Below are 26,072 nucleotides of genomic sequence, written 5' to 3'. Positions count from 1 at the left end.
CGCTGCGTCCGGGGTGACGAAAGTTCAGGAAGTTCACCAGAACCGACGCCGCCCTCCACAAAATCCATCCGTCGTCATCCCGGCCAAGCGTTAGCGAGACCCGGGAATCCATTAAACAACGCCACTTGCCGGGAAAAAGACCGTCCCTACGGATACTGGATCCTCGGGTCAAGACCGAGGACGACGATAGCGAGCTCGGAGAGTGCGACCGCTTGAGCGCGAGCCGGAGCCCCGGGGTTCGGTGTCCCCGACCACAACAAAAAAAGGCGTCCCGGAGGACGCCTTTTTTCGAAACTCTGAAAGGATCCGGATCACGCCGTCCGGGCTGCGGGCAGCGGCGCGATCAGCGCCATCAGCACCCTGTAGGGGGCCAGCAGCAGCAGGGACACGAGGATCTTCACGCTGAAGTCACCCAGCGCCCAGGAGATCCAGCGCGGCGCTTCCGAGGCGAGGACACCGAAGAGGGGCGCAACTTCCGTCGCAAACTCATCGTGATATCCGAGCGTCGCGGAGAACACCGCCGCAAACGCGAGCCCGAAGAACAGCACCGTATCCACGACCGACCCGATCAGCGACGACACGATCGGCGCCTTCCACCAGGTTGCCCGGCGCAGGCGATCGAAGATCGTCACATCGAGCAGCTGTGCGACCAGGAAGGCCGAGCCGGAGGCAATCGCGATGCGCGGCGTGGCCAGCCAGACAGACAGCACCACAGCGACCACAAAGCCGGACAGCACCACCAGGCGCGCGGCATTCACCCCGAACCGGCGGTTCGTCAGATCCGTGACCAGAAAGGCCGCCGGATAGGTGAAGGCACCCCAGGTGAGGAGATCGGCCAGGTTGATGCCACCGAGCACCCCGTGCACGGGAAACTGCACAAGATAATTGGAGGCCACAACGACAGACGCCATCGCGAGGATCGCGATGGCGAGTCTGGCCACGGAAATGTTCCGAGAACCGTTCATTAATTCAAGTCCTTGTCGGGACCAGGCCTCAAGCGGCAGCAGCCTGCTGCTTCTTGATGGAAGCCTTGATCTGACGGGCCTTCGTGGAGAGGCCATCGTCGGAAGCCTTCATCAGATAGGCGTCCAGACCACCGCGGTGCTCGACCGAACGCAGAGCATGGGCAGAGATGCGCAGCTGGAAGGTTTCACCCAGCGATTCGCTCATCAGAGAGACCACGCACAGGTTCGGCAGGAAACGGCGGCGGGTCTTGTTGTTGGCGTGCGAGACGTTGTTACCCGTCATCACGTCCTTGCCGGAGAGTTCGCAACGGCGTGCCATGTTATCACCTTTTGTCTTCTGGCCGACCCGGAAACGGGAACGGCTGTTACAACCGGAAGGGAGCGGACCAAGGCCCGGCTACGGCATCTCCGGCTTTTGTACGGAAAAAGTTGGCCTGCTATACTGATCGCGAACGCCCCCGTCAAGGCTTGTTGGGCCAGGGAAGACGATTCCGCGAATTTCCTTCAAGCCGGCCCCGGCGTTAACGGGAGAGTTACCATAACAGCAAACAATTGCGGTGAAATCCGCGGGCTGATTTGCTGCCGGACCCTGTCGACACCGACCGGAACGAGCCGGCAATCTGACCGCAAGCAACCATTTTTTCAAGCGGACGCGTGCTTTTTTGCTAGAAGCGTCGGATGCGGGGGCGCATCGGCCGGCCGGGCCCTTGGGGCGGCGGCAGCCTGGAGGTAGGTATACGTGTCTGGATTCAAACCCTTTGGGAAGCGCCTGACGGCCACCCTCGCGACGCTGGCAACCCTGTGCGGTCTCGCCACCCTGGTCTCGCCGACACCTGCTCTTGCCAAGAAGGCCAGCGTGGGTGGTCTATATAATGTCTCCCTCGCCGGCTTCACCATCGGCCGGGCAAGCCTCGCGCTCGTGCTGCAGGGCAATGCCTACTCCGCCAAGGTCGGCCTGGAGCCTGCCGGCATCGGCACGCTCTTTTCCACCGGCAAGGGCAGCGCGACGGCCTCCGGCTGGCTGGTGGGCGACAAGGTTGTCCCCTCCAAGTATCAGATGGCGTCCCGCGCAGCCGACATCGACTTCTATGTGGCGCTCACCCAGGGCTCCGGCCACATTCGCTCCTTTGATGTCGCCCCCCAGTTCCGCCCCAACAAGGAACGCATCGAGGTCACCAACAAGCACCGCCGCAACGCGATGGATCCGCTGAGTGCCGCCCTTATGCCCGTCAGCGTCGGCAAGAGCGGGTTGAGCGAGCAGGCCTGCAAGCGCACCCTGCCGATCTTCGACGGCTGGACCCGGTTCGACATCAAGCTTTCCTTCAAGGAAATAAAGGACGTCTCCGGTCACGGCTACAATGGCCCGGTCGTCGTGTGCTCGGCCCGCTGGACCCCTGTCGCGGGTCATCGCCCCTCCAAGGATTCCGTCAAGCAGCTGACCCAGGCCAAGATGGAAACCTGGCTGGCCCCCGCCGGCCGCGAGGATGTGCTCATTCCCTATCGCATCTCGGTCGAAACCGAGACCGGCGAACTGGTTCTGGAAGCCAGCAAGCTGAACATCGAAGGTGCCTCGAGCGACCGCGCCGAGAACTGATCGACGGCGAATCATCCCGGCCTGATCCCTCTCGGAGGCAAGCTCACCCTTGCGTGGACAGGCGTCTCTTGCTAGAGCCCTGCGAAAGTCCGATTGTTTTGCTCGTTTCCCGCCGCGGAAACGGGCAGGATGCCAGAAGGCCGCCAGACGGCCTCGCCGCACGCGGTCTGTTCCAGGTATACGAGTACATGCACAGCTATTTGGATTTCGAAAAACCCGTCGCCGACATCGAAGGCAAGATCCAGGAACTCCGGGCGCTCGCCTCGGGTGGGGAAGCCGTTAATGTGGAAGACGAGATCGAGCGGCTGAAGGTCAAGTCCTCGCAAACCCTCAAGGACATCTACGCCAAGCTCACGCCCTGGCAGAAGACCCAGGTCGCCCGTCACCCGGACCGGCCCCACGCGCTGGACTATATCTCCGGCCTGATCGAGGACTTCACCCCGCTCGCCGGTGACCGCAAGTTCTCCGAGGACCATGCCCTGATCGCCGGCCTTGGCCGTTTCCGCGGTCAGTCGGTCGCGATCCTGGCCCAGGAAAAGGGACACGACACCCAGTCCCGCCTGAAACACAACTTCGGCATGGTGCGCCCTGAAGGCTATCGCAAGGCCGTGCGCATCATGGAAATGGCGGAACGCTTCGGCCTTCCGGTCATCACCCTGGTCGACACCGCCGGAGCCTATCCGGGCAAGGGCGCGGAAGAACGCGGCCAGTCCGAAGCCATCGCGCGCTCCACCGACAAGGGCCTTGGCCTCAGCACCCCGAACGTCTCCCTGGTCATCGGGGAAGGCGGCTCCGGCGGCGCCATTGCAATTGCGGCCAGCAACAAGGTCCTGATGCTGGAACACGCCATCTATTCGGTCATCTCGCCGGAAGGCGCAGCCTCCATCCTGTGGCGCGACAGCGCCCGGTCTCAGGACGCGGCCACCAACATGAAGATCACCGCTCAGGATCTGCGCCAGCTCGGCGTGATCGACGGCATCGTCGAGGAGCCGATCGGCGGCGCCCATCGGGCACGCGAGACGGTCATCTCCCGCGCCGGTGACGTGATCGAGAGCACCTTGGCCGAGCTGAGCAAGCTGGACGCGGCAGGCCTGCGCAAGCAGCGTCGCGAGAAGTTCCTCAAGATCGGCCGTTCGCTCGCCTGATCCGAAGACTCCCGCACCGCGGACATCACCGAAATGTGCAACGGGCCGTGTCCGGAAGGGCGCGGCCCCTTTGCCGTTCCGGGCCGTCTTGCCGTTCTTATGCCCCAATCGCGGCGCATGAGCCTGCGAACGAGGGGAGAACGCCAGACCGGCAGCGTGATGACCGGGAGACCTTGCCGGATCAACGAGATGCCGGCAGGCCGCGAACCGGACACGTCCTTGTCCCCCCCTCGTGCGTGCGGTAACCTCGCATCAACCATGACGTCCCTAAGCTGATCCGGTTTCGAACCCATGAGAAATCCGATGAGCTCACGGCCGGCCGGCGTTGGAGCAGAAGTCGGAACAGATTGATCGACATGAAGCAGATGCGTCCCTTCCAGAGCTTCCCCTTCCGCAGGATGGCAGCGGCCCTTGCCCTCGTGACGATGCTGGCCGGCTGCCAGGTGGATGAACTCGGCTATGGCCCCAAGGCCCAGCGCCCGGTGTCCCAAGAAATCGTCACCAAGATGAAGGCCCGCGACATGTCGGCGACGTCGCCGATCATGATCCGCATCTTCAAGGAAGAATCCGCTCTCGAAGTCTGGAAGCAGAAGCGCAACGGCCGCTACGAGCTGCTGGAAGAATTCGAGATCTGCAAGTGGTCCGGCGATCTGGGGCCGAAGTTCAAGGAAGGCGACCGTCAGGCCCCGGAAGGGTTCTACGAGATCACCCCCGGCCTGATGAACCCGAACTCCAACTATCACCTGGCCTTCAACCTGGGCTATCCGAATGCCTATGACCGGTCCCACGGGCGGACGGGTTCGCATCTGATGGTCCACGGCGCCTGCTCGTCCCGCGGCTGCTATGCCATGACCGACGAACAGGTTCAGGACATCTATGCCCTTGCCCGCGACAGCTTCAAGGGCGGCCAGCGCTCCTTCCAGGTGCAGGCCTTCCCCTTCCGCATGACGGCGGAGAACATGGCCCGTCACCGCGACAGCGAGCACCTGGAGTTCTGGAACATGCTCAAGGTCGGTTACGACCATTTCGAGCTGACCAAGGTGCCGCCGAAGGTCGATGTGTGCGAGAAGAAATATGTCTTCGACGCCACGCCGGTTCTCGCCAACGTGCCCTTCCAGGCCTCCGCGAAATGCCCGACCTATGAAGTGCCCCAGGCGCTTGCCTCGCTGCTCGCCGAAAAGCAGAGCAAGGACGAGGAGACCTATCAGGAGCTCGTCGCGAAGCTGGAAGCCCGAGAAGAGCGCCAGAAGCGCCGCGCCGAGCGCGAGACGGCCATTGCCCGCGCCTTTGGCGGCGGTCAGCCGGCCACAGAGGCAACCGCAACGGCATCAACCGAAACCTCGGTCGCAGCAACCACGGCGCCGGCTCCCGGACAGATCGCCGTGCCCGGCCCGACGGCCACCGGCCAGTCGCCGATCCAGGCGCCGACCGCCTCTCCGGTGGCAACCGCCTTTGCGGCTCAGCCCTCGGCAGCGAGCGGCAACACCCCGACCGGGTTCCTGAAGAAGTTCCTGCCCTTCGGCGCCGGTGCCAGCGCCGCCGAACCGGAAGCCCAGTTGACGGTCGATCCGGCAACCCTGACCGGCGTGCCGGAATCCAAGCCCCAATAAAAATCGGCGACACGCACCCGCAACTGTCAGGCCTGACCAGAGCGCTCCATGCGCAGGTCAGGCCCAGATCGCCATGCGCAGGCCCTTGCCGTCCCGCTCAAAGGGATCGGGGAAGGGTAGCGCCTCTCCTTTGACGATCCGCTGCGCCACCAGCCCGTTCACCGCCGCATCGAGCAGATCGTCGCGCCCCACGCCCTTCGGCCGGGCCGCGTCCAGGAACGCCTGACTGTAGCCGTGGGAAACCAGCAGCGCCGCGCGCTGGTCAAGACCCGGCCCATTGGCCGCACCCTTCACCTTCTTCGGCAGGCTCATGGGCGCGTCCCCGTTCAGCCGCCAGAAGGCCACCTCCGGATGCGCCTCATAGATCTGGGCCTCGCGCTGAGGCGTCATCAGCGCGTCGAGCTCCCGGATCTTCGGAAAGAGGTGAAAGCACTGCTTCGAGACCTTGCGCGGCGGCTCGGACGTGGCCAGCGCCACATCGCAGGCCGCACGGTAGTCGTCGCAGAAGACGGCGCCACGGGAGGGAACGGTGAAGACCGAGGATTGACGCGCACCGAGCAGCGGCCGCACGGCCTGTTCCGGCCCCCGGCCCTTCGGCGTCAGCCGGTCGGGCAGGCCGATGGGCATGTCGACGGCGATCACGGCCGGCGCCGGGTCCAGCTCCAGAAGATCCCGAAAATGCTCGACCCGCAGGGAGCGGGCCTCGGCAGGCCGGTCGAGGGGAAAGACAACGCAGATCCAGCCTTCCTTGCAGCCGTCGACACCGGCGACGAGGAGGGGCGGACCGCTGTCAGCCACGGCCCACCAGCTCCATCACCCGCCGGGTGGAAACCAGCGCCATGGGCTTGGCGACGGAGCCCTGCTCCTCGGCGAAGAGCAACTCGTCAGCCCCCTTCTTCACGCTGCGCGCCACCAGCTCGAAGGTGCTCGCCGCCGCGCGCACCAGCGCGGTCTCGTCGCTGGCCCCGGCCAGCAGCCAGGCCAGAAGCAGCCCGGACATGAGATCGCCCGTACCGTTGGGCGGATTGGGGACGGCGGCGTGCTCGGCCACGATGGCATGGCGACCGGTCACCAGAAGATTGGCAATGGAATTGCGCCGCAGCGCGGGCGAGGACGTCACCAGCACCCGGTCGGCCTTGAGCGAACGGGCCGCCGCAAGAGCCTGGGTCTCGCTGTCGATGGTACGTCCCGTCAGCCAGCCCAGCTCGAAGCTGTTGGGGGTCACGATGTCGGCCAGCGGCACCAGATGATCCCGGATCGCCTCCGCGGTCGCCTTGGGCACGTAAAGCCGGCCGGTTTCGCCCATGTGGTCGCCCATCACCGGGTCGCACACATGCAGCGCCTTCGGGTTGGCCTGTTTCACCGCACGGATCAGGGCAGCGACCGGTTCCGCCTGCGCCGGATCGCCCAGATAACCGGTCACGATGCCGCCGATCTCGCCCAGCTTCGGCGAGGCGATCAGATCCTCGACCAGCGCGGAGAATGTCTTCACATCCGCCGTGATCCGTGTGCCCGGCCCCTGCCCCGGATGCCAGGGCAGAAGAACGGTCGGCAGAAACCAGACCGGATGCCCCAGCCGCTCCAGCGCAAAGGTGATGCCGCGTCCGCTGATGCCCCCGCGCACGACCTGGGAGGTGATCACCAGGATCGCCGGTTTGGGTTCGGTGCCTGCCTGCTGGCCCGTCGTCATGTTGTCTGCCATCCCCGCTTGAAGACCCGGCCCGAAATCGGCCTCAGGCCACGTCGCTCGGCGAACCGCTGGCGGAAGCCCCCGCCCCGGTTGCCCCCTTAGCCCTGGGCTCCCTGGCCGAAGCGCTTCTCGATGTAGTCGAGGACCATCTGCTTGAACTCGTCGGCAATGCCCTCACCGCGCAGGGTGGTCACCTTCTCGCCGTCGATGAAGACCGGCGCGGACGGTGTCTCGCCCGTCCCCGGCAGGGAGATGCCGATGTCCGCGTGCTTGGATTCCCCCGGACCATTCACGATGCAGCCCATCACGGCCACGTTCAGCCCCTCGACGCCGGGATACTGTTCGCGCCACACCGGCATGGAGGTGCGGATGTGATCCTGAATGTCGCTGGCCAGTTCCTGGAACACGGTGGAGGTAGTGCGGCCGCAGCCCGGGCAGGCGGCGACCACGGGCACGAAGGCCCGGAAGCCCATGACCTGCAGCAGCTCCTGCGCCACCTGAACCTCGCGGGTACGATCCCCGCCCGGCTCCGGCGTCAGCGAGACGCGGATCGTGTCGCCGATGCCCTGCTGCAACAGGATGCCCATGGAGGCAGCCGAGGAAACGATGCCCTTGGTGCCCATGCCGGCCTCGGTCAGCCCCAGATGCAGCGCATAGTCGCAACGCCGCGCCAGATCCGCATAGACCGCGATCAGATCCTGCACCTGGCTGACCTTGGCCGAGAGGATGATCTTGTCCTTGCCCATGCCCAGGTCATGGGCCCGCTGGGCCGACAGCAGCCCGGACTGGATGATCGCCTCGCGCATGACCGCCGCCGCAGAGACCGGAGTGGCGCTGGCCGAATTCTCGTCCATGAGCTTGGTCAGAAGCTCCTGATCGAGCGACCCCCAGTTGACGCCGATCCGCACCGGCTTGTCGTGCTTGAGCGCCAGATCGATGATCTGGGAGAACTGGGTGTCCCGCTTGGCCTTGAAGCCCACGTTGCCCGGATTGATCCGGTACTTGTCGAGCGCCGCCGCGCAGTCGGGATAGTCGGTCAGCAGCTTGTGGCCGATGTAATGGAAATCGCCCACCAGCGGCACCGTCACGCCGATGCGGTCCAGACGCTCGCGGATGCGCGCCACCTGGGCAGCTGCCTCCGGCCGGTCCACGGTGATGCGGACGATCTCCGACCCGGCTCGCGCCAGCGCCGCCACCTGGGCGACGGTCGCATCCGCGTCGGCGGTATCCGTATTGGTCATGGATTGCACCACGATGGGAGCATCGCCCCCCACCGTCACCGAGCCAACCTTCACCGGCACGGAAACCCGGCGCGGCATCTGCTTTGCAAAATTGTCGATCATGAGGTGTGTCGGTCCACTGGAGATCCGCTGACGGTCCTTGGAGGGGCAGGACGCTTGTCCGCCCGGCCTGTCCTGCTTGATTAGAGCCCTTGCGCCCGATGGGCAATGGGGAAGGCCTCGAAGAGACAGAGGCGCGGCAACGCTGCCCTGCGGCAACGATCGGCCTACCGCCTCTGGACTTCCCTGAAAAGACTGTGATTATTTAGGATCTCTCGCAGTGATTGTCAGGATGACCCTTCGTGTTCAAGCGCATTTTTTTAGCCAGTTTCTATCTCGTGTTCCGCAATCTCGATGCGGTCTTCCGCGTCTGCGGCGCCTGGTTTGCCCTGCAGTTTGTGTTCATGCTGATGTTCGTCCTGTCCCTGCAGGGATTGGAGCCAGATCAGGGGCACACCGCCAATCCCCTGCTGTCGCTTGTCTTCATGGTGCTGACCCTCATTTCCTCGGCGTCCATCTCGGTCGCCTGGCACCGCTTCGCCCTGCTGGGTGAGGTTCCCGGGCTGATCCACCTGAAGCTCGGACGCATCGAGCTGAAGTTCATGGGCAAGATGCTGCTGATCGGCCTCATCGCCGTGGGCTTCCTCCTTCCGGCGATCACGATCTTCGTTCTGCTCTCAAGCTCGATGGAGAGCTTCTACGTCACAATCCCGCTTCTCCTCGCGGCCAGCTTCATCCTCAGCACCCTGCTCATGCGCTTCAACATCATTCTTCCTGCCACGGCAGTGGAACAGCCTCTTGGCCTCGGCGAAGCCTTTGCCATGGCAAAGGGCCTGGGCTGTCGAATGGCCCTCGCCCTGATCGCGCTGACGCTGCCGATTGCCCTCATCGGTGCCGGCATCGAGATCATCGCGGCCCTGGGAAGCGGCGGCGTCATCGGCCTCGGCATGCAGATCAAGTCGCTGATCCTCAATCTGCTGCTTCAGGTCATCACCACCGTGCTCGGAATTTCCGTCATCACCAACGGCTACCGGATCGCCCTCGAGCGCCAGTCTGGCGCCGGTGCCGGGGCCTGACCCCTTTCCGCACTGCAAAATCGTCTGGAACAAATCCGGGCCGCTTCCTAAAGTGAGGTCCGGATGCGCGCGCCGAACCTGGCGCGCGCCTTGAAGGTCCGGGAAGCCACAGGCTGCACCCGTCCGTTTCTTTGCTCTGCCTGGAGGAGGCATCATGCTGAAATCGAAAACCGCTCTCGTCACCGGCTCCACATCGGGCATCGGCCTCGCCTATGCCCGTGCCCTCGCCGAACAGGGCGCCAACGTGGTGATCAATGGCTTGGGTGATCCGGACCAGATCGAGGCCACCCGCGCCGGCATCGAGAAGGACTTCGGCGTGCGCTGCGTCTATTCCGCCGCCAACATGCTGAAGCCCGACGAGATCGCCACCATGGTGGCCAATGCGGAGAACGAATTCGACGGTCTGGACATCCTGATCAACAACGCCGGCATCCAGCATGTCTCCCCGGTCGAGGAGTTTCCGATCGAGAAGTGGGACCAGATCATCGCGATCAACCTCACCTCCGCCTTCCATTCCATCCGCGCTGCCGTGCCGGGCATGAAGAAGCGCCGCTGGGGCCGCATCATCAACACGGCCTCGGCCCATGCGCTGGTCGCCTCGCCCTACAAGTCCGCCTACGTCGCCGCCAAGCACGGCATCGCCGGCCTGACCAAGACGGTTGCGCTGGAACTGGCCGAGCACGGCGTGACCGTCAACGCGATCTGCCCGGCCTATGTCTGGACGCCCCTCGTCGAGGCGCAGATCCCCGACACCATGAAGGCGCGCAACATGACCGCCGAGGAGGTCAAGCGCGACGTCATGCTCCGCGCCCAGCCCACGAAGGAATTCGTGACCGTGGAACAGGTGGCAGCGCTCGCGATCTTCCTCTGCTCCGATGCCGCTTCGGCCATGACCGGCTCCATCCTGCCCGTCGACGGCGGCTGGACCGCCCAGTAAGCCGCCAGTGCCAGACCTTGACCTGCACCTCTGGAGGCCGCCCATCGGGCGGCCTCTCTTGCTTCCGATCATTAACCGCTTCCTAACCACGCCTCGCAGGCCGCCTTGCAGATTGCGAGGCAGGATTGGTTACTGAAGCCTGAAGAATTTCAATATATTGCGACAGATCGGCGGAAACGCCCCAAGCGCTGGTATCCGTGATCTGGCACACGAGTTGGCAAGGCTTTTGCGAGAGAGTAGGCACGCTGATTGTCAGGTTGTGCGTCGTCAGCGTTTGTGGATGGAAGGGGCGGACACCTGCGACCCCGTTCGCTCCTTCCCCTCCACTTGAGCGCCGCTTCCGCCGCGCCGCGCCAACCCTCCTCTCTCCAAAAACTCTGCGTGCCGATGGCCTGCAATCACGAAACGGTAAACCCGGCTTGTTAGGGTGCGACCTTGCGGTGATCCGTCGGCCCTTGACGCTGACCATCCACCGACCGACATCATGAGTGTGGCCTGGCGCAAGAGTCCGGGCCTATTACGCCCCGTGGCGCGAGGAGGAGAACATGGCAGACCGGTTCGCAGGAAACACCGCGTCCCGCATCGGGCTCGCGGTCGCACTGATCGGGCTCGCATGGCCCCTCACCGCCCGGGCGGGTGATGACGTGGCGATCGTCGACCGGATCATCGAGACCAACGGCTGCCCGTCCTGTGATCTGCGCTTGCTGCAATTGCGCGGTCTGGATCTGGACAAGGCGGACTTTTCCGGCGCCGTGCTGCGGGAAACCGATCTCAAGGAAACCGTCATCGTCAACAGTCGCTTTGTCGATGCCGACCTGCGGCGCGCCGAAATGGAGCGCGCCCGGCTGGATGGCAGCATCTTCTCCGGCGCCTCCATGCGCGGCACGGATCTCGAAAAGTCCAGCGCTCTGGGCGCGGACTTCTCCAATGCGGACATGCGCAACACCGACCTGAACGAGACGACCCTGACCGGCAGCCGCTTCGTGCGCTGCGACCTTCGCTGGGCCTCCCTGATCCGCTCGCAGATCGACGGATCGGACTTTTCCGGGGCCAAGATGGACGGGATCGACCTGGAACGCGCCAAGGCGGATGGCGCAAGGTTCACCGAAGCGCGACTGCGCAACGCCGATCTGGACCGGTTGTCGGCGCGCGGGGCGGATTTTCAGGGTGCTGACCTGACCGAGACGCGTCTCTCGAGCGCGGATCTCACGGACGCCAATCTCTCCGGCGCGGACCTGACGGGCGCGCTGCTGCGTCATACCCGTCTGGCGGGAGCGGATCTGACGGGCGTGAAGGGGCTCGACCCGTCGCGGGTGATCGGCGCCTGCGGCGATGCCTCCACGAAGATCGCCAAGGAAATCAGCCTCATGCCCTGCGAATGACCCGGCCAGACGCCTCATCCCCGGTCATACCCATGGGCTTGACCGGTCGACGCGGGCCTGATCGTCAGTCGAACAGGTTGAACGAGAACTTGTAGGACACGCCCAGACCGACGTGGAACTGGTTCTTCGACCCTGCATCCGCGATCGGGCTGTCCGCCGCATCACCGACGAGACGGTCGTAGCCCGCCTTCATGTGCAGGCGGGTCCGGTCCGTCAGGTCATAGCTGACCTGCGTTTCCAGACCGACAGACTTGAAGCCGCCCGACGGATCATAGGCCGAAAGCGCCCCGCCGCTGGCCGCAGCCTCGGCCGAAGTCACACCGAAATAGGTGTCCATGTAGCTGTCGGATGCCAGACCGATGCGCGGACCGGCACTCACTTCCAGCTTGTCGACCGGATAGAAGATCCCGTCAAAGCCAAGTTCACCCACCTGACCCGTATGACCGTTGAGCCCCTGTCGCGCCTGCGCGAAGACACGCAGGTGATCGGTGCGGAAGCCAGCACCCAAACCCAGTTCCAGCGCCCAGTCGACGGTCTTGGTACCGGCGAGATCCCGGTTGTCGGAGGCACTGCGTTCCCCCTGGAAGCCAAAGGACGGGTAGAAATAGATGCCCGTCTTGCGATTGCCTTCGACCACCTGCCCGACGCCGGGAAGATAAAACCGGCCGAAGGAAATGATCGGGAACGGCGAAAACGCATAGCTGTCGGAACCGTCATACCGGGGCGCCACTGCGCCGCCGATGCCCAGCTCGATCTCATACTGCTTGCGCTCCTGCGCTGCGGCAGGAGTGGCCAGCACGGTTGCAACGGCCACGGAGGCCAGCAAGGTGCGACCCGAGAGAAGGCAGGCATATGACATGACGGAAGGATCCCTGATCAGAAAGCGTTTTCTGCACTTGCGCGAGGGAGCCTATCACGGATCTGGCAAGCAATGGTTGCCTGGGACGACTTTTTGGCACCTGTTGCCGGGATGCATCAGCGCCGGAACACATCCTCTCACTGCCCCTCTTTTACCATGTCGTCAGACAGTTTCACCCCAATCGGCAACGCGGTTCTTGCGCATGACAGCGGCGAAAGCTACATCAGGACAACGAAAGACAGTCACTCACGCGGATAGGGTCTTATGCTTGCAATTCTCTCTGTCGTCCTGACGATTCTGGACCTCTATTCCTTCGTCATCATCGCCAGCGCCATCTTCTCCTGGCTTTATGCATTCAACGTCGTGAATCCGAGCAACCCGGTTGTCGCCACCATCGGCCAGACGCTCTACAATCTGACCGAACCGGTCCTGCGCCCCATTCGCCGCCGCATGCCGAACCTCGGCGGGGTCGACATCTCCCCCATCGTGCTGCTGCTGGCCATCATGCTGCTGAAAAACGTGATCCAGCTCTACATCATGCCTTACGTCTTCTGAGACGGCGACCAGATCCAGGGTAGCGGACATGAAAAAAGGACGGCGCGAGCCGTCCTTTCGTGTTTCTGGCCTTTCGCGCTTCTGGCGTGCCGGCAAGCCGATCAGGGCTCGAGGAGCCGCGCCTCTTCCGGCAGCATGATCGGAATGCCGTTGCGGATCGGATAGGCGAGCTTCGCCGCCCGGGAAATCAGCTCCTGCCGGCTGGCGTCATATTCGAGGGTCGTCTTTGTCAGCGGACAGACAAGAAGCTCCAGCAGCTTCCGGTCGATCTGACGCTGCGCCGGTTCGGCTTCGCCTTCGGTCATCATTTCTGCTCCAGATAAACGTGTCGCCCGGCGCCCCTCACTGGAGCGTCGTGCCGCCCTCTCCATTTTCATGGCGGGCCAGATCCATTTCCGTGATTGCAATGAGGGTTTCTGCCCGGGTGCGCAAGTCCCGCGCTTCCAGCAGAGCCTGCTTTTCCTGCGGTCCGTAGGGGCACATCATGCAGAGCGCGTTGACGAGAACTTCCGTTTCCGCCTCGGTCACGCTCTGCCAGTCCGCTTCCAACCCATTCGCATCCAGATAGGCGCGCAGCGCCCGCAGCAGACCCGTGCGATCGACCTCTTCCTCGCCCAGACCGGACTGAAGATCATGGGCGAAGGACACGTAATCGCATTCGACTTGACGAAAGGAGGTGATCGCCTCCATTTCGCGCGCCACGGCAAAGCGGGTCACCCCCTGAAGGGAGATGAGATAACGGCCGTCGCCCGTTTCCTGGAAGCTGGTGAGCCGTCCCACGCACCCGACAGGGCTGAGCGGCGGCTTTTCCATATCCATTGCCTGACGGGAAAACTGGGGCTGGATCATCCCGATCAGCCGATTTCCCGCCAGCGCCGCATCGATCATCGCGATATAGCGCGGCTCGAAGATGTTGAGCGGCAACTGGGTCCGCGGCAGCAGCAAGGCCCCCGACAGCGGGAACACGGGCAGGACCGGCGGAAGATCCGCGATGGTTTCGTAAATGGCGTTTCCTGCCTGCATGGTGCTCCTGTCCTGCGCTGGCGTCCCGACACATCCGGAACCGGTCAGGGGCCGGTTCCTCCGGCCCCATCTGGTCTATGTGTCGCCCGGATCGCGCGCGTCAAGAAAACAGGACGGCGGAAAGTTTCCGGCGCCCATAGGCACTGGCCGGATCCTTGAAGCCCCAGGCCTCGAAGAACTGCAGAAGCTGCTTGCGGCCGCCATCCTCGTTCCAGGTGCGGTCGCGGCGCACGATCTCGATCAGCTGGTCGACCGCAGCTTCCTTCTGATCCGCATCCGCCAGACCCAGGGCCAGATCCAGACGGGCCTGATGGTCGTCGGGATTCTGATCGACATGGTGCTGAAGTTCGATGAGCTTGCCGGAAACCCCGGCGGCCTGTTCGGCCAGCTCCAGCGCCGCCTTTGCGGCCAGATACTGCGCTCCACTGCGATTTTCCTCCGGGATCATGTCCAGCACTTCACGTGCCTTGGCCACTTCCTTCGCACCGAGGAAACACTGGGCATAGCCGGCCAGAGCCCGGGTGTTGTCCGGCTCCATCTGCATGGCCGCGCCGAAGAACTGGGAGGCATTGCCATAGTCGCGCTCGGCAAGCAGCGCCTCGCCTTCGTCTAGCATCTGGTCGAGCTGATTGACCGGGGCCGGTCCCGCCACCCGCTCGATGAAAGCCTTGATCTGGCCTTCCGGCAGGGCGCCCATGAACCCATCGACCGGCTGGCCGTCCTTGAAGGCGACCACGGCCGGGATGGACTGGATGCCCATCTGCCCGGCCACTTCCGGGCTTTCGTCGATGTTCATCTTGGCGAGCTTCACCGCGCCACCGGCGGCCTTCACCGCCCCTTCCAGCGCAGGCGTCAGCTGCCGACACGGGCCGCACCAGGGAGCCCAGAAGTCCACGAGGATGACCTGAGAGCGTGAGGCCTCCATGACATCCTTCATGAAGGTCTGGGTGGTCACATCAAAGACGAGGCCCTCGCCGGCCGACGCGGACCCGTTGCCGCCCTGCCCGCCTGCATTGCCGCCGCCCATCGCACCGCCCCCCATGGAGCCCCCGACGGACCCTCCGAGGCTGCCGCCGAAGCCGCCTCCAAGGGAACCGCCCATCGAATACCCGCCGTTGCTCATGCCATTGCCTCAAACTTGCAAAACCGGGACATTTCACCACGCGCGACCGGGCCGGAAATATCCCCTCTCTTGTCCCCTAACATGGCGATCGCGCTTGCCAATTACAAACCGCTTTCCCGTGACTGCTGGCTGACGGGCAAAATTTCCGGTTGATGACCGCAGGCCCGGATGAAGGCGAGGAGATCATCGCGCCGGATCGAGGTGGTCGCGTCATTCTGCAGCGGGTGATAGTTCAGGATCTCGTGGGTCATCATGGCCGCGTCGAGAACCGGCGTGACGGCGAGCGCCTCCCGGTCATTGATCAGCGAGAAGGGCGTGACCGACCCCGGCGTGACGCCCAGGGTCTCCATCAGCTGCTCCGCCTTGCCGAAGGACACCCGGCCCTGCGCCCCGATCACCTGATGGATCTGCTTCAGGTCGATCTCCGCATCCTGCAGCGCCACCACAAGGAAGAGCCGTCCCTTCTTGTCCTTGAGAAACAGATTCTTGGTGTGGCCGCCGGGAATGCGCTCGTGCAGGTCACCGCTTTCGGCAACGGTAAAGACCGGATCGTGGTCCACGGTGGTGACCGGGATGTCCAGATCGGCCAGAAACTGCAGGAGCTGTGCACGGGTCGCAGGCATGTCGGATCCTCCTGATGCCGGGAATTCGAAGGTGGCTCATCACCTCTCGTATCGCCTTTCGATGCTCTCCGAAAGGCTGCAAGCCTCGGAAAATGCCCGGAATTTCGCGGCACGCGCGGGGCATGCTCCAATCGATATCCACAAGGGTTCGAGATTTTTTCAAGCCTCGAAAATGCCAGTTGCAATCCGTCTCCGCATGGTCCATATACTGCGCACCTCGCTGAGGCGGGCGGCTTCCGGGCCGGCTGCGGATCAGCAATGCGGGTGTAGCTCAGGGGTAGAGCACAACCTTGCCAAGGTTGGGGTCGTGGGTTCGAATCCCATCGCCCGCTCCAATTTCCGCCGAAAGGCGAACCTTCCGAGGGTCTTCGGGACCCGCACCGGAAGCGCTTCTTCAAGAGAAGCAGATTTGGCAAGCCGCCGGTCACCCACTGGCGCTTCCGTTCTGAAACAGGGACAGCCGGATCACCCAAGCGGGTGTAGCTCAGGGGTAGAGCACAACCTTGCCAAGGTTGGGGTCGTGGGTTCGAATCCCATCGCCCGCTCCAGTTAAGCCGAAAGGCCTTGAAAGCCGAGCATCTCACGATGCTCGGCTTTTTCGTTTTGCGCTTCACTTTCCTCCGCCAGCACAGCAACGGTCTCTGGCCCTGCCTGACCGGTGCCGGTACCCCAATGCCTTCACACACGGGTTGCCTGGCCGCCCCGAGCCTCAAACCGACCGGACGACCGGACCGCCGGACAATCAGAGGACGATGGAGAGTTTGACAGCAGCCCCTCGCAGCGCCCATCCTCTCCGCGGAGGGCATGACAGGGGAGACCGGACGCGGCGGCTCTTCCCCGTTCCGCTGCGAGGAGAGACCCCGACATGCACAACGAGCATCGACTGACAGGTTCCGCAATCGACCCGCGTCCGGCGTACACCATCTTATCCGTGCATGAGGCGGCGCATGGACCTGCCCATGCAAAAGATCCGGCGTCCCAGTCCAGATCCAAGACGCTGCGCCGCAGTATCCTGTCTCTCGCCATCGTCGCTCCGGCCCTGCTCGCGGCCAGCCTCCTCCTCGCTACAAAGAGCGACGCGGCCGATGCGGCGGCCGGCAAGGCGCTTGCCCTGCAGTGGTGCGCCGCCTGCCATCTGGTGGCGGATGATCAGCCCCGCCAGAGCGACGCAAACCTTCCCGCCTTCCGCGACATCGCGGCCCGCGACGGTTTCAGCGAGGCGGCCCTCGCCGCGTTTCTGGGCGATCCCCATCCGAAAATGCCCGCCATGTCTCTGGGTAACCGGGAGATCGGTGATCTGGCCCGTTACATCGCCTCGCTTGCCCCCTGACGCCAAGCCCACACCAGGCCGGATCGTCTGGAGAACGTAAGCCGCCACCCTCCGGCTTGCGGGTCTGCACGACGCCCCCTAGAACAGGCCGCAAGCTCCACGCGCAAGCCGCATCTTGCCGACCCTCAGCCCAACCCGGTTCCGGGCTCCGCTGCGGCCCGTTCCGGAAAACCTGTGCCAGACCTTGCCCAGCCGCCCCAGGGCACGACCATGACCCAGCCCAAGCCTCACCCGGTGTCCCGATCGATGTCCACTTCTCAATCCGGCAGCCCCATTGCCTCGTCGGCCCCCTGCCCCTGCGGCTCGGGCAAAACATTTGCCGCATGCTGCGGCCCGCGCCTCGATGGCTCGGCCCCGGCCCCCACGGCGGAGGCCCTGATGCGGTCCCGCTACACGGCCTATGTCTGTCAGCGGATCGACTACCTGAAGGACACCCTTTGGCCGCGCCATCAGCCGGGCTTCGACCACGAGGCGACCGCCCGCTGGGCCGCGGAGAACCATTGGGCCGGCCTCACCGTCCTTCAGACGCAGGCCGGAACCGCCTCTGACCGGGACGGCCTCGTGCTCTTCGAGGCGCGCTTCCTCTCGGGCGGCAAGCTGGAGACTCACCGCGAACTCAGCCGCTTCCGCAAGAAGGCCGGGCGCTGGTTCTATGTGGAGGCGCTCGACGAAGCGGGCACCCCGGCCTGAGGCCCCAAACCGGTCTCCTGTTCGGCCCAGGCAGACCTGAATGAAAATCCGGCCCCCGCATGGGATTGGCGGACGCAGGGGCCGGGACAGGTCGGCGCGCTCCTCAAGCTGCGCAGGGGAGGCTCCCTCCGCACCACGCGCGGCCGACGCAAGAAGCACCATCGAAAGATGTTCGCTCTTTGTTCCATTGATTCCGCAAGTTCCCGCCCCTGTCAAGCTTCCTTTGGCGGCCTTTGAATGACCCTCGCGCTTTTGCGAATTCCCCTCACGCTCACGGCAGGATAGGGAGGTGAGGACCCTGCCCGCCGGCATGAAATCCTGCCGGCACGCTCCGCTTGCGGCTTATGCAGCCGCCAAAGCGCGACGCAACGTCAGGTCATCGACCATTTCTTAAGGCCCTCATGTCATAAATACGGGGTCCTTCACCCTGGAAACCACCCTTTTGCCCAGCCAGGCCCACTCCCCCTCCGGCAAGACCAGCGCCCCGCCGCCGCGCGACACCGGCGCCCCCATGCGGGCCGGGCGTGCGGCCCGTCTTTTCGCGCTCCTCAAGGGTGCAGGCCGAAACAGTGCAGGCCGAAGTAATGCAGGGACAGGTCAGGAGAGCTCCGGCGCGCCACGCATGGCCCTGGTGACCTTCGGCGTGCGTGTAGCGGGCGCCTTCCTCGCCTATCTGTCGCAGATCCTTCTGGCGCGCTGGATGGGCGCCCATGACTACGGCATCTACTCCCTTGCCTGGACCTGGATCATCGTGCTCGGGATCATGGCCTCGGCCGGGTTCTCCACCTCCGCCAACCGCTTCATTCCCGCCTATGACAAGGCCGGTGACCATGCGGGGCTGAAGGGCTTTCTGCGCGCCTCCTATCTGGTCTCCTTCGGGGTGGGCACGCTGATCGCGGCGGTGGGTGCAGCCGGCGTCTGGCTGGCCCGCGACCTGATCGAGCCCTATTACGTCGCGCCGATGATCCTGATCCTGGCGGCCCTGCCCCTGTTTTCCCTCGGCAACGTGCTGGACGGGGTGGCGCGCAGCTATGACTGGTCGCAACTGGCCATGTTCCCGACCTATATCTGGCGCCCCCTGCTGGTGCTGGCGCTGGTCGGGTTGCTGATTGTCGCAGGCCTCCCGGCCACGGCCTTCTGGGCGGCCGCCGTGGCCGTGGCTGCTACATGGGTGGTCGCGCTCTATCAGCTCGTCGTCATCGACCGGCGCCTGCGCCCGCGCATGACCTCGGTCACGCCGCGAGCAGAAATGCGCCTGTGGGTGGCGGTCTCCTTCCCCATGTTCCTGGTGGAAGGCATCCTCCAGCTCATCACCAGCGCCGATGTCATCATGGTGAGCTTCTGGCAGGATCCGCACGAAGTCGGCATCTACTTTGCCGCCTCAAGAACGCTTGCGCTGGTGCATTTCGTCTATTTCGCCGTGCGCGCCGCCTCCGCCCATCGCTATGCGGCCTTCATGCAAGATCCCCAGCCCCACCGGCTGGCAACCTATGTGCGCCAGACGAGCCACTGGACCTTCTGGCCATCGCTCGTCGTCGCCCTTGGCCTGCTGGCAACGGCCCCGCTGCTGCTGCGGCTCTTCGGCTCCGACTTTGCCTCCGGCTACCCGGTGCTGGCCGTGCTCGTGCTGGGTGTGCTGGCGCGTGCCTCCGTCGGCCCGGTCGATGCCCTGCTCACCATGAGCGGCCATCAGAAGGCCTGCGCCTGGATCTACGCGGCCACCTTCCTCATCAACGTGTGCTTCAATTTCCTGCTGATCCCGATGATCGGGCTCGTAGGCGCGGCCCTGGCCACCACGCTCTCCATCCTCTTCGAGGCCTTCTGCCTTGCTCTTGTCGCCAAGCGGCGGCTCGGCCTCGACACCTTCGTCTTCCACCTCATGCGCGCGCCCGCCTGCGCCTCGGTGACGATCGACCCGGCAACCGCCGTTTCGCTGGAAAATGCTGACGCGCTTCACGCCACCTCCATGGCGTTGGCCAACGACCCCGACGGCTCCGGCCTGAAGACCCTGGTGCTCGATCCGCAATCCCTGACGCCCGCGCAGATCGAGGCCTGGGAAGACCTTGCGGCCCGCGCCACGACCCCCAATCCCTTCTTCGGGCCGGACTTCGTGCCCGCGCTTCTCAACGGTCTCGCGCCGAAGGGGTCCCGCCTGGTCGTTGTCACGGATCGCGACGGAAAATGGCTGATGGCAGCCCCAGTCGGGCGGGTCAAGGCCGGGTTCCTGCTGCCCAGCGCCACGACGCTGGCCACCAACTACGGCCCCTTCGGCGCTCCTCTGACAGCCCCCGGCGCAAGCGCCGACACCGCCAGGGCCTTCCTTGACGGCGCCCGTCGCCTTGGCCCCTGCTCCGTGGTCACCCTGCCCTTCCTGCCCAGCGCCAGCCACCCCTGGCGGCTCTTCCACGCGCTGACAAGCTGGCGCGCGGAGGCCGATCCCCTGCAGGCCCGCGCGGCCCATGCGGCCGGTGCCGACGCGCCTGAAATGACAGGCCCTCAGGGCAAGAAGGCCAAGGAACTGCGCCGTCAGCTCCGCCGCCTGGAGGATCTGGGTCCCGTGCGCTTCGACAGCGTGGAGGGGGCGGAAGCCGCCGAACTCTTCGAGACCTTCCTGGATCTGGAAAGCGGCGGCTGGAAGGGGCGCCGTCAGTCGGCCATGGCCAGCCGGCCACCGCTGCACGCCTTTGCCCGGCGGATGATCGCCGGCCTCGCGGCACGCGGCGACCTGCGCATCGACACCCTCTCGCTTGCCGACCGACCCATCGCCATGATGGTCGTTCTCAAGCAGGGCCACGCGGCCTTCTCCTGGAAGATCGCCTATGACGAGGACTACGCCCGCTTCTCTCCCGGCGTTCACCTGACCCTCTACACCCGAGACCGCAATCTGGCGGATCCGGCGCTGCGGGCCGTGGACTCTCTCGCCATCCCGGGACATCCGATGATCGAGCCGCTCTGGCACGGACGGATGACCTATGCGCTGGTGCAGATGGAAGCCGGAGCCCTCTCGCGCCTCTATGGGGTCGCGCTGCGGGCCGACCGGGCGCTCTATGGCCTGGTCCGGAGCATTGCCCTCAAGCTGTTGAACCGTTAGGCGCTTTCGGCCGCCGCTTCACGCTCGGCGCGCGCCCGCAATTCCCGGCGGATGACCTTGCCGCTCGTCGTCAGCGGCAGGGCCTCCACAAACTCGATCTCGCGCGGATACTCGTGAGCCGACAGGCGGTTGCGCACATAGTCACGAATGTCGCCTTTCAGCTCTTCGCTCGCCACCTGCTCCGGCCCGAGCACCAGATAGGCCTTCACCACCTCGGTGCGGACCGGATCCGGCTTGCCGATCACCGCCGCCAGCGCCACCGCCGGATGGGTCAGAAGGCAATCCTCGATCTCGCCAGGCCCGATGCGATAGCCCGCCGAGGTGATCACGTCATCGTCGCGACCGACAAAGAAGACGTAGCCGTCCTCGTCCATCACGCCCTGATCGCCGGTGATCATCCAGTCACCGATGAACTTCTCCGCAGTCGCCTTGGGGTTGTTCCAGTATTCAAGGAACATCACCGGATCCGGACGCCGGATCGCGATCTGACCCTGTTCCCCCGCCGGCACGGGCCGGCCTTCCCCGTCGATCACCGCGACCTGGTGACCGGGGATGGCACGACCGATCGCCCCTGACCGGCTGACCCCGGCCGCACGACAGGACCCGAGCACCGCATTGCATTCGGTCTGGCCGTAGAACTCGTTGACCTCGAAGCCGAATTCGGCGGCGAACCAGTCATAGGCCTCGCGCCCAAGCATCTCTCCGGCCGAACCCACGCTGCGCCAGGTGAGATCGAACCGCTTCGCCGGATTGGGCACGGCGCGCATCATCTTGAGCGCAGTCGGGGGAATGAAAGCATTGCGCACACCCTGGCGCTCCAGGAAGCGGAAGGCCCATTCCGGATCGAACTTCTGCGCATCGCTCGACAGGACGGGAACCCCAAGGTGCAGCGCGGGAAACAGCGCATTCAGCAGCCCGCCGGCCCAGGCCCAGTCGGAAGGGGTCCACAGCAGGTCGCCCGCTTGCGGCATGAAATTCTGGGACATCTGGATGCCCGGAAGGTGGCCGAGCAGAACCCGGTGCCCATGGAGAACCCCTTTCGGATTTCCCGTGGTGCCGGAGGTATAGATCATCAGCGCGGGATCATCCGGCGTGCTGGGGCGGGTCTCGAACCGGTCGGAGCCGGCAGCCATCAGCTCCTCCAGTCCCGTTCGGCGCAACCCGCCTTCGCGGCCGACGCCACCGGGCCCGGCGACTAGCACCAACTCCAGCGCCGTCGCGCCCTCGCCCAGATCCGCGACCTTGGCAAGGCCCGCCTCGTCGCAGATCAGCACCCTTGCACCGGAATCCGCGAGCCGATAACGCAGGGCCTCAGGCCCGAAGAGAGCCGCCAGCGGCACGGCAATTGCGCCGGTCTTGTAGACAGCCAGATGGGCAATTGCCGTCTGCGGCGACTGGGGCAGCAGAAGCGCCACCCGGTCACCCACCTGCACCCCTTGCGCCACCAGCCCGTTGGCCAGCCGGTTGACGGCACGATTCAGCGCCCGATGGCTCCAGTCCGCCAGGCGCCCGTCGCCATGCACATGGCGGATGGCAAGGCGGTCCGGATCTTCGGCGGCCCAGCGGTCGCTGACGCTCGCCGCCATGTTGTACTGCACCGGCACCTTCCAGCGGAAGGTTGTCAGGAGATCGTCGTAGGTCGCGGCAGGCTGAAGCATGTCTGAAGCAGGGATCCGTTGATCGGGCGGGACGCGAGCCTATCCCCTCCCATGCTGCAGTGCAATGCAGGCGCTGCATCCCGCACGACGCAGCACCTTTGCCCGGGCGCGGGCTCCGTGGCCCCGCCGCTCCCAAACGGCCTTAACGGAAATTTGGGCTTCCCTTTTGCTCTCCGACTGAATAGAAGGCGGCCCGTTCGCTCCGCGAGGGCGAAAACCGGTCGCAGCCTACCCGGTTCCAGCGAAAACAAGGGTCACATATGAAAACACTCGTCATCTGCTCCGGCGGACTGGATTCCGTCACGCTTGCGCACAAGATCGCGCGTGAGCAGGAGCTCATCGGGCTCGTCTCCTTCGACTATGGCCAGCGCCACAGGAAGGAGCTGGAAAGCGCCCGAGCCTGCGCCGAAAGTCTCGGCGTTCCCTTCGATCTCGTCGACATTTCCAGTGTCGGCCGGCTGCTGTCCGGCTCGGCCCTGACCGACGACGTCACCGTGCCTGACGGCCACTATCAGGAAGAAACCATGCGCATCACCGTGGTGCCGAACCGCAATGCCATCATGATGAGCATCGCCTTCGGCATTGCAGCGTCCCGGGGCGCCGAAGCGGTGGCCGCCGCCGTTCACGGTGGCGACCACTTCATCTATCCCGATTGCCGCCCCGGCTTCGTCGATGCCTTCGAGACCATGCAGCGCCATGCGCTCGACGGCATGGGCGAGATCCGCTTCCTGGCGCCCTTCGTCTATCGCTCCAAGGCCGATATCGCCGCAGAAGCCGTGCGGCTGGGCGTCGACGTCGCAAGCACCTGGTCCTGCTACAAGGGCGGCGAGGTCCACTGCGGGCGCTGCGGCACCTGCGTGGAACGCCGCGAAGCCTTCCATCTGGCCCAGGCTCCGGATCCCACGCCCTATGCGGATCCGGATTACTGGAAGGAGGCCTGCCATGTTTAGGATCTGGAAGGAGTTCCATTTCTCGGCCTCCCATCAGCTCTTCGGCCTGGCCGAGGATCACCCCTGCGGCCGCCTGCATGGCCACAATTATGTGGTCGAGGTGGAGCTGGAGGCCGATGATCTGGATGACACCGGCTTTGTCCGCGACTATCGCGATCTCGGTCCCTTCAAGGCCTATCTCGATGACAGCCTCGATCATCGCCATCTCAATGATGTGCTGGGCGACGACGGGGTGACCGCCGAACGCATGGCCCGCCACTTTCACGACTGGTGCAAGACGCGCTGGCCGGAGGTGACCGCCGTGCGGGTGCGCGAGACCCCGAAGACCTGCGCCGAGTACCGTCCGCGCCAGTCCGCCGGAGCAGCCGCATGACCGCCCACACCCGCCCCGAGACCCTGATCCGCATCAGCGAGATCTTCGGCCCCACGATCCAGGGCGAAGGCGCCCTCATCGGCAAGCCGACCGTCTTCGTCCGCACCGGCGGCTGCGACTACCGCTGCGCCTGGTGCGACACGCTGCATGCGGTCGACAGCAGCCATCGCGACGAGTGGGAACCCATGTCGGCCGAGGCCATCCTCGCGCGCGTCCGCCAGCTTTCTGATGGCATCCCGCTCACCGTGTCGCTCTCCGGCGGCAACCCGGCGATCCAGCCCCTCGACACGCTCATCGAGCTGGGCAACCGGGCCGGCTACGAGTTCTGTCTCGAGACGCAGGGCTCGATTGCACGGGACTGGTTCGCCCGGCTCAACGTGCTGACCCTTAGCCCCAAGCCGCCCTCCAGCGGCATGGAGACCGACTGGTCCGAGCTGCGGCACTGCATCACGGCGGCCCGGTCCGGCGACACCCGCAGCCGTGGCCCCCTGATCGTGCTGAAGATGGTCGTGTTTGACGAGCAGGACTATCTCTTCGCCCGCAAGGTCGCGACGCTCTATCCCGATCTGCCAGTCTACCTGCAGCCGGGCAATCACACGCCGCCGCCCCTGAGCAAGGACGTGCCGGACGCGGACGCCCAGCCCCTCGACATGGCCGGCATCCTCGACCGCATGCGCTGGCTGGTCGAGCGGACCCTGCGCGACGGATGGCACGGCGCCACCGTTCTGCCGCAGCTTCACACCCTTCTCTGGGGCAATCTGCGCGGCATCTGAGCGCGCGCCTCACGCCCTGACCGGAGACACCACATCATGTCCGACAAGAGCATCTACGAAAACCTGACCCAGCTGGGCGCCAGCACTGCCCTGCCCCAGTCGCCGGGAGAAGCGATCCTGGAACGGGTTCCCAATCCGCAGGCCGGAACCGGCTATCTGGTGCGCTTCACGGCACCGGAATTCACCTCGCTTTGCCCGATCACCGGAGCGCCCGACTTCGCCCATCTGATGATCGACTATGTGCCCGGCGAGTGGCTGGTGGAAAGCAAGTCCCTGAAGCTGTTCCTCGGCTCCTTCCGCAACCACGGCGCCTTCCACGAGGATTGCACCGTGTCCATCGGCAAGCGGCTGGCGGATCTGCTGGAGCCCACCTGGTTGCGCATCGGCGGCTACTGGTATCCGCGCGGCGGCATTCCGATCGACGTTTTCTGGCAGACCGGCCCCCAACCGGCTGAGGTCTGGATTCCGGAACAGAACGTGCCGAATTACCGCGGGCGCGGCTGACCGCCCGAAGCCTCCACGGGCGGGACTTCGCAAAAGGTCCGGTGCAAGAGATCCATGATGGCGGACGCGCCATCATGGCTGATCCGGTAGAAGAGCACCCGATGCTCGCGCCGGGCCGAAACGATGCCCTCTTCCTTGAGGCGGGCCAGATGCTGGGACATGGACGTCTGGGAAATTCCCGTCGCGGCCACCAGCTCGCCCACGTTCATCTCTCCTTCGATAAGCCGGCAAAGGATCATCAGACGTTGCGGGTTCGCCAGCCCCTTGAGAAACCGGGCCGCCGCATCCGCATGAAGGGTCAGCTCGCCGGGTTCCGGCGTCTTTCCGTCTGTCTCGCTCATCTCGGATCCTTGTTGCACAGGAGGGGGGGCCGGGCCCGCCCCGGATGCGGCAGCACGTCGCGGCCGATCCCGCAGGCCCCCGCTTTTCATTTCAGATTTTCCTCATATGATAAAAACATGAAATGAAGAGGGGGTCCAGATGACCAAGGACTATCAGCAGATCATCAAGGATATCGGCGCCTACACCGGCGAACTGCGCAAGGCACAGCCTGAGGCCATTACCGGCTTCTATTCCATGGCCAAGGCAGCCACCGCCGACGGCGCCCTGTCGAAGAAGACAAAGGAACTCATGGCCCTGGCGATCGGCATCAGCCAGCGTTGCGACGGCTGCATCGGCTTTCACGTCAAGGCGCTGATCCAGCTCGGCACCACCCGCGAGGAACTGGCGGAAGCCCTGTCGCTTTGCGTCTACATGGGTGGCGGCCCCTCGCTGATGTATGCCGCCGACGCTCTGCGCGCCTACGATCAGTTTACCGAAGGCCAGGACTGAGCGAAGCGTC

The 26,072-nt window shown here is 64.8% G+C and carries 27 protein-coding genes and 2 tRNA genes; 17 read left to right on the top strand and 12 right to left on the bottom strand.

Translation table 11 applies throughout. The features are described from left to right. Window positions 1-311 precede the first annotated feature (311 nt). The gene (locus FR728_RS17510) at window positions 312-947 is read right to left on the bottom strand and encodes a VUT family protein (RefSeq protein ID WP_377175576.1); all 636 of its coding nucleotides are present in this window, start codon (window positions 945-947) and stop codon (window positions 312-314) included. 46 nt (window positions 948-993) lie between these two features. Then, entirely contained in the window at window positions 994-1,284 is a 291-nt protein-coding gene (rpmB, locus tag FR728_RS17505; RefSeq protein WP_149894045.1) for a 50S ribosomal protein L28, read from the bottom strand. A gap of 420 nt (window positions 1,285-1,704) precedes the next feature. On the opposite strand from rpmB, the gene FR728_RS17500 reads away from it, so the two are divergent. The 3 genes from FR728_RS17500 to FR728_RS17490 all read left to right on the top strand — a co-directional run bounded on the left by FR728_RS17500 (window position 1,705) and on the right by FR728_RS17490 (window position 5,314). Continuing rightward, the gene (locus FR728_RS17500) at window positions 1,705-2,559 is read left to right on the top strand and encodes a DUF3108 domain-containing protein (RefSeq protein ID WP_208998897.1); all 855 of its coding nucleotides are present in this window, start codon (window positions 1,705-1,707) and stop codon (window positions 2,557-2,559) included. A 188-nt stretch (window positions 2,560-2,747) separates the two neighbouring features. Next, the gene (locus FR728_RS17495; RefSeq protein WP_149894044.1) at window positions 2,748-3,704 is read left to right on the top strand and encodes an acetyl-CoA carboxylase carboxyltransferase subunit alpha; all 957 of its coding nucleotides are present in this window, start codon (window positions 2,748-2,750) and stop codon (window positions 3,702-3,704) included. Window positions 3,705-4,060: 356 nt separating this feature from the next. Next, window positions 4,061-5,314, top strand: coding sequence for a L,D-transpeptidase family protein (locus tag FR728_RS17490; protein ID WP_149894043.1), 1,254 nt, complete (start codon window positions 4,061-4,063; stop codon window positions 5,312-5,314). 57 nt (window positions 5,315-5,371) lie between these two features. Here FR728_RS17490 and FR728_RS17485 read toward each other — a convergent pair whose 3' ends face one another. From FR728_RS17485 to ispG, 3 genes are all read right to left on the bottom strand, one after another. Next, a complete protein-coding gene (locus tag FR728_RS17485; protein ID WP_149894042.1) occupies window positions 5,372-6,112 on the bottom strand; it encodes a DUF429 domain-containing protein in 741 nt (246 codons plus the stop codon). Continuing rightward, window positions 6,105-7,004 carry a pyridoxal kinase gene (pdxY, locus tag FR728_RS17480; protein WP_149894041.1) on the bottom strand — a complete coding sequence of 300 codons (900 nt, stop codon included), beginning with the start codon at window positions 7,002-7,004 and terminating at the stop codon, window positions 6,105-6,107. Before pdxY ends, FR728_RS17485 begins: the two co-directional genes overlap by 8 nt. A gap of 98 nt (window positions 7,005-7,102) precedes the next feature. Further along, complete coding sequence (ispG, locus tag FR728_RS17475) at window positions 7,103-8,347, bottom strand: flavodoxin-dependent (E)-4-hydroxy-3-methylbut-2-enyl-diphosphate synthase (protein WP_149894040.1); 1,245 nt, start codon at window positions 8,345-8,347, stop codon at window positions 7,103-7,105. Window positions 8,348-8,586: 239 nt separating this feature from the next. On the opposite strand from ispG, the gene FR728_RS17470 reads away from it, so the two are divergent. From FR728_RS17470 to FR728_RS17460, 3 genes are all read left to right on the top strand, one after another. Then, window positions 8,587-9,360 carry a hypothetical protein gene (locus FR728_RS17470; RefSeq protein WP_149894039.1) on the top strand — a complete coding sequence of 258 codons (774 nt, stop codon included), beginning with the start codon at window positions 8,587-8,589 and terminating at the stop codon, window positions 9,358-9,360. Window positions 9,361-9,514: 154 nt separating this feature from the next. Then, window positions 9,515-10,297: a 3-hydroxybutyrate dehydrogenase gene (locus FR728_RS17465; protein WP_149894038.1), complete on the top strand. Its 783-nt coding sequence runs from the start codon at window positions 9,515-9,517 to the stop codon at window positions 10,295-10,297. A 545-nt stretch (window positions 10,298-10,842) separates the two neighbouring features. After that, window positions 10,843-11,679, top strand: coding sequence for a pentapeptide repeat-containing protein (locus FR728_RS17460; RefSeq protein WP_149894037.1), 837 nt, complete (start codon window positions 10,843-10,845; stop codon window positions 11,677-11,679). Between the two features lie 64 nt (window positions 11,680-11,743). On the opposite strand, the gene FR728_RS17455 is transcribed toward FR728_RS17460, so the two are convergent. Continuing rightward, complete coding sequence (locus FR728_RS17455) at window positions 11,744-12,538, bottom strand: MipA/OmpV family protein (protein ID WP_149894036.1); 795 nt, start codon at window positions 12,536-12,538, stop codon at window positions 11,744-11,746. Between the two features lie 264 nt (window positions 12,539-12,802). Between FR728_RS17455 and FR728_RS17450 the strand changes: the two genes are divergently transcribed. After that, window positions 12,803-13,093, top strand: coding sequence for a YggT family protein (locus tag FR728_RS17450; protein ID WP_149894035.1), 291 nt, complete (start codon window positions 12,803-12,805; stop codon window positions 13,091-13,093). A 101-nt stretch (window positions 13,094-13,194) separates the two neighbouring features. On the opposite strand, the gene FR728_RS17445 is transcribed toward FR728_RS17450, so the two are convergent. The 4 genes from FR728_RS17445 to FR728_RS17430 all read right to left on the bottom strand — a co-directional run bounded on the left by FR728_RS17445 (window position 13,195) and on the right by FR728_RS17430 (window position 15,862). Further along, a complete protein-coding gene (locus FR728_RS17445) occupies window positions 13,195-13,398 on the bottom strand; it encodes a Trm112 family protein (protein WP_149894147.1) in 204 nt (67 codons plus the stop codon). A 37-nt stretch (window positions 13,399-13,435) separates the two neighbouring features. Further along, the gene (locus tag FR728_RS17440) at window positions 13,436-14,116 is read right to left on the bottom strand and encodes an LON peptidase substrate-binding domain-containing protein (protein WP_149894034.1); all 681 of its coding nucleotides are present in this window, start codon (window positions 14,114-14,116) and stop codon (window positions 13,436-13,438) included. Between the two features lie 100 nt (window positions 14,117-14,216). Next, complete coding sequence (gene trxA, locus FR728_RS17435; RefSeq protein ID WP_149894033.1) at window positions 14,217-15,239, bottom strand: thioredoxin; 1,023 nt, start codon at window positions 15,237-15,239, stop codon at window positions 14,217-14,219. A 101-nt stretch (window positions 15,240-15,340) separates the two neighbouring features. Beyond that, complete coding sequence (locus FR728_RS17430; protein WP_149894032.1) at window positions 15,341-15,862, bottom strand: prolyl-tRNA synthetase associated domain-containing protein; 522 nt, start codon at window positions 15,860-15,862, stop codon at window positions 15,341-15,343. Window positions 15,863-16,122: 260 nt separating this feature from the next. Between FR728_RS17430 and FR728_RS17425 the strand changes: the two genes are divergently transcribed. From FR728_RS17425 to FR728_RS17405, 5 genes are all read left to right on the top strand, one after another. Further along, a tRNA-Gly gene (locus FR728_RS17425) sits at window positions 16,123-16,197 on the top strand. Between the two features lie 138 nt (window positions 16,198-16,335). Continuing rightward, window positions 16,336-16,410: transfer RNA gene (locus tag FR728_RS17420), tRNA-Gly, on the top strand. Between the two features lie 317 nt (window positions 16,411-16,727). Continuing rightward, window positions 16,728-17,192 (top strand): c-type cytochrome, encoded by a 465-nt coding sequence (locus FR728_RS17415; RefSeq protein WP_244304727.1) that lies wholly within the window; start codon window positions 16,728-16,730, stop codon window positions 17,190-17,192. Between the two features lie 246 nt (window positions 17,193-17,438). Next, window positions 17,439-17,882 (top strand): YchJ family protein, encoded by a 444-nt coding sequence (locus FR728_RS17410; RefSeq protein WP_149894031.1) that lies wholly within the window; start codon window positions 17,439-17,441, stop codon window positions 17,880-17,882. 622 nt (window positions 17,883-18,504) lie between these two features. Then, the gene (locus FR728_RS17405; RefSeq protein WP_149894030.1) at window positions 18,505-20,973 is read left to right on the top strand and encodes a GNAT family N-acetyltransferase; all 2,469 of its coding nucleotides are present in this window, start codon (window positions 18,505-18,507) and stop codon (window positions 20,971-20,973) included. Here FR728_RS17405 and FR728_RS17400 read toward each other — a convergent pair. Further along, window positions 20,970-22,631 carry an AMP-binding protein gene (locus tag FR728_RS17400; RefSeq protein ID WP_149894029.1) on the bottom strand — a complete coding sequence of 554 codons (1,662 nt, stop codon included), beginning with the start codon at window positions 22,629-22,631 and terminating at the stop codon, window positions 20,970-20,972. The genes FR728_RS17405 and FR728_RS17400 overlap by 4 nt on opposite strands. Before the next feature lie 260 nt (window positions 22,632-22,891). Between FR728_RS17400 and queC the strand changes: the two genes are divergently transcribed. The 4 genes from queC to queF are packed head-to-tail and all read left to right on the top strand — an operon-like array spanning window position 22,892 to window position 25,231. After that, window positions 22,892-23,581, top strand: coding sequence for a 7-cyano-7-deazaguanine synthase QueC (queC, locus tag FR728_RS17395; RefSeq protein ID WP_149894028.1), 690 nt, complete (start codon window positions 22,892-22,894; stop codon window positions 23,579-23,581). Continuing rightward, window positions 23,574-23,954: a 6-pyruvoyl trahydropterin synthase family protein gene (locus tag FR728_RS17390; RefSeq protein ID WP_149894027.1), complete on the top strand. Its 381-nt coding sequence runs from the start codon at window positions 23,574-23,576 to the stop codon at window positions 23,952-23,954. The genes queC and FR728_RS17390 overlap by 8 nt, the downstream gene beginning before the upstream one ends. Then, window positions 23,951-24,727 carry a 7-carboxy-7-deazaguanine synthase QueE gene (queE, locus tag FR728_RS17385; RefSeq protein ID WP_149894026.1) on the top strand — a complete coding sequence of 259 codons (777 nt, stop codon included), beginning with the start codon at window positions 23,951-23,953 and terminating at the stop codon, window positions 24,725-24,727. The genes FR728_RS17390 and queE overlap by 4 nt, the downstream gene beginning before the upstream one ends. Window positions 24,728-24,763: 36 nt before the next feature. Continuing rightward, entirely contained in the window at window positions 24,764-25,231 is a 468-nt protein-coding gene (gene queF / locus FR728_RS17380) for a preQ(1) synthase (protein WP_149894025.1), read from the top strand. Here the strand turns inward: queF and FR728_RS17375 are convergent. Continuing rightward, entirely contained in the window at window positions 25,213-25,572 is a 360-nt protein-coding gene (locus tag FR728_RS17375) for an ArsR/SmtB family transcription factor (RefSeq protein WP_149894024.1), read from the bottom strand. The genes queF and FR728_RS17375 overlap by 19 nt on opposite strands. A gap of 139 nt (window positions 25,573-25,711) precedes the next feature. Between FR728_RS17375 and FR728_RS17370 the strand changes: the two genes are divergently transcribed. Continuing rightward, window positions 25,712-26,062: a carboxymuconolactone decarboxylase family protein gene (locus FR728_RS17370; protein ID WP_149894023.1), complete on the top strand. Its 351-nt coding sequence runs from the start codon at window positions 25,712-25,714 to the stop codon at window positions 26,060-26,062. Window positions 26,063-26,072: the final 10 nt, after the last annotated feature.

It is taken from the genome of Roseibium aestuarii (genome assembly GCF_008477545.1).
Taxonomy (GTDB): domain Bacteria; phylum Pseudomonadota; class Alphaproteobacteria; order Rhizobiales; family Stappiaceae; genus Roseibium; species Roseibium aestuarii.
Note: the sequence above shows the minus strand (reverse complement) of the source record. Positions and strands in the feature narration are given on the sequence as shown.

What these genes read in the sequence shown, in the direction of transcription:
- rpmB (WP_149894045.1), bottom strand. Translation starts at nt 1,284, where the DNA reads ATGGCACGCCGTTGCGAACTCTCCGGCAAGGACGTGATGACGGGTAAC.
- FR728_RS17495 (WP_149894044.1), top strand. Translation starts at nt 2,748, where the DNA reads ATGCACAGCTATTTGGATTTCGAAAAACCCGTCGCCGACATCGAAGGC.
- FR728_RS17490 (WP_149894043.1), top strand. Translation starts at nt 4,061, where the DNA reads ATGAAGCAGATGCGTCCCTTCCAGAGCTTCCCCTTCCGCAGGATGGCA.
- pdxY (WP_149894041.1), bottom strand. Translation starts at nt 7,004, where the DNA reads ATGACGACGGGCCAGCAGGCAGGCACCGAACCCAAACCGGCGATCCTG.
- ispG (WP_149894040.1), bottom strand. Translation starts at nt 8,347, where the DNA reads ATGATCGACAATTTTGCAAAGCAGATGCCGCGCCGGGTTTCCGTGCCG.
- FR728_RS17465 (WP_149894038.1), top strand. Translation starts at nt 9,515, where the DNA reads ATGCTGAAATCGAAAACCGCTCTCGTCACCGGCTCCACATCGGGCATC.
- FR728_RS17460 (WP_149894037.1), top strand. Translation starts at nt 10,843, where the DNA reads ATGGCAGACCGGTTCGCAGGAAACACCGCGTCCCGCATCGGGCTCGCG.
- FR728_RS17455 (WP_149894036.1), bottom strand. Translation starts at nt 12,538, where the DNA reads ATGTCATATGCCTGCCTTCTCTCGGGTCGCACCTTGCTGGCCTCCGTG.
- FR728_RS17450 (WP_149894035.1), top strand. Translation starts at nt 12,803, where the DNA reads ATGCTTGCAATTCTCTCTGTCGTCCTGACGATTCTGGACCTCTATTCC.
- FR728_RS17445 (WP_149894147.1), bottom strand. Translation starts at nt 13,398, where the DNA reads ATGACCGAAGGCGAAGCCGAACCGGCGCAGCGTCAGATCGACCGGAAG.
- FR728_RS17440 (WP_149894034.1), bottom strand. Translation starts at nt 14,116, where the DNA reads ATGCAGGCAGGAAACGCCATTTACGAAACCATCGCGGATCTTCCGCCG.
- trxA (WP_149894033.1), bottom strand. Translation starts at nt 15,239, where the DNA reads ATGAGCAACGGCGGGTATTCGATGGGCGGTTCCCTTGGAGGCGGCTTC.
- FR728_RS17430 (WP_149894032.1), bottom strand. Translation starts at nt 15,862, where the DNA reads ATGCCTGCGACCCGTGCACAGCTCCTGCAGTTTCTGGCCGATCTGGAC.
- FR728_RS17415 (WP_244304727.1), top strand. Translation starts at nt 16,728, where the DNA reads ATGCACAACGAGCATCGACTGACAGGTTCCGCAATCGACCCGCGTCCG.
- FR728_RS17410 (WP_149894031.1), top strand. Translation starts at nt 17,439, where the DNA reads ATGTCCACTTCTCAATCCGGCAGCCCCATTGCCTCGTCGGCCCCCTGC.
- FR728_RS17405 (WP_149894030.1), top strand. Translation starts at nt 18,505, where the DNA reads ATGGCCCTGGTGACCTTCGGCGTGCGTGTAGCGGGCGCCTTCCTCGCC.
- FR728_RS17400 (WP_149894029.1), bottom strand. Translation starts at nt 22,631, where the DNA reads ATGCTTCAGCCTGCCGCGACCTACGACGATCTCCTGACAACCTTCCGC.
- queC (WP_149894028.1), top strand. Translation starts at nt 22,892, where the DNA reads ATGAAAACACTCGTCATCTGCTCCGGCGGACTGGATTCCGTCACGCTT.
- FR728_RS17390 (WP_149894027.1), top strand. Translation starts at nt 23,574, where the DNA reads ATGTTTAGGATCTGGAAGGAGTTCCATTTCTCGGCCTCCCATCAGCTC.
- queE (WP_149894026.1), top strand. Translation starts at nt 23,951, where the DNA reads ATGACCGCCCACACCCGCCCCGAGACCCTGATCCGCATCAGCGAGATC.
- queF (WP_149894025.1), top strand. Translation starts at nt 24,764, where the DNA reads ATGTCCGACAAGAGCATCTACGAAAACCTGACCCAGCTGGGCGCCAGC.
- FR728_RS17375 (WP_149894024.1), bottom strand. Translation starts at nt 25,572, where the DNA reads ATGAGCGAGACAGACGGAAAGACGCCGGAACCCGGCGAGCTGACCCTT.
- FR728_RS17370 (WP_149894023.1), top strand. Translation starts at nt 25,712, where the DNA reads ATGACCAAGGACTATCAGCAGATCATCAAGGATATCGGCGCCTACACC.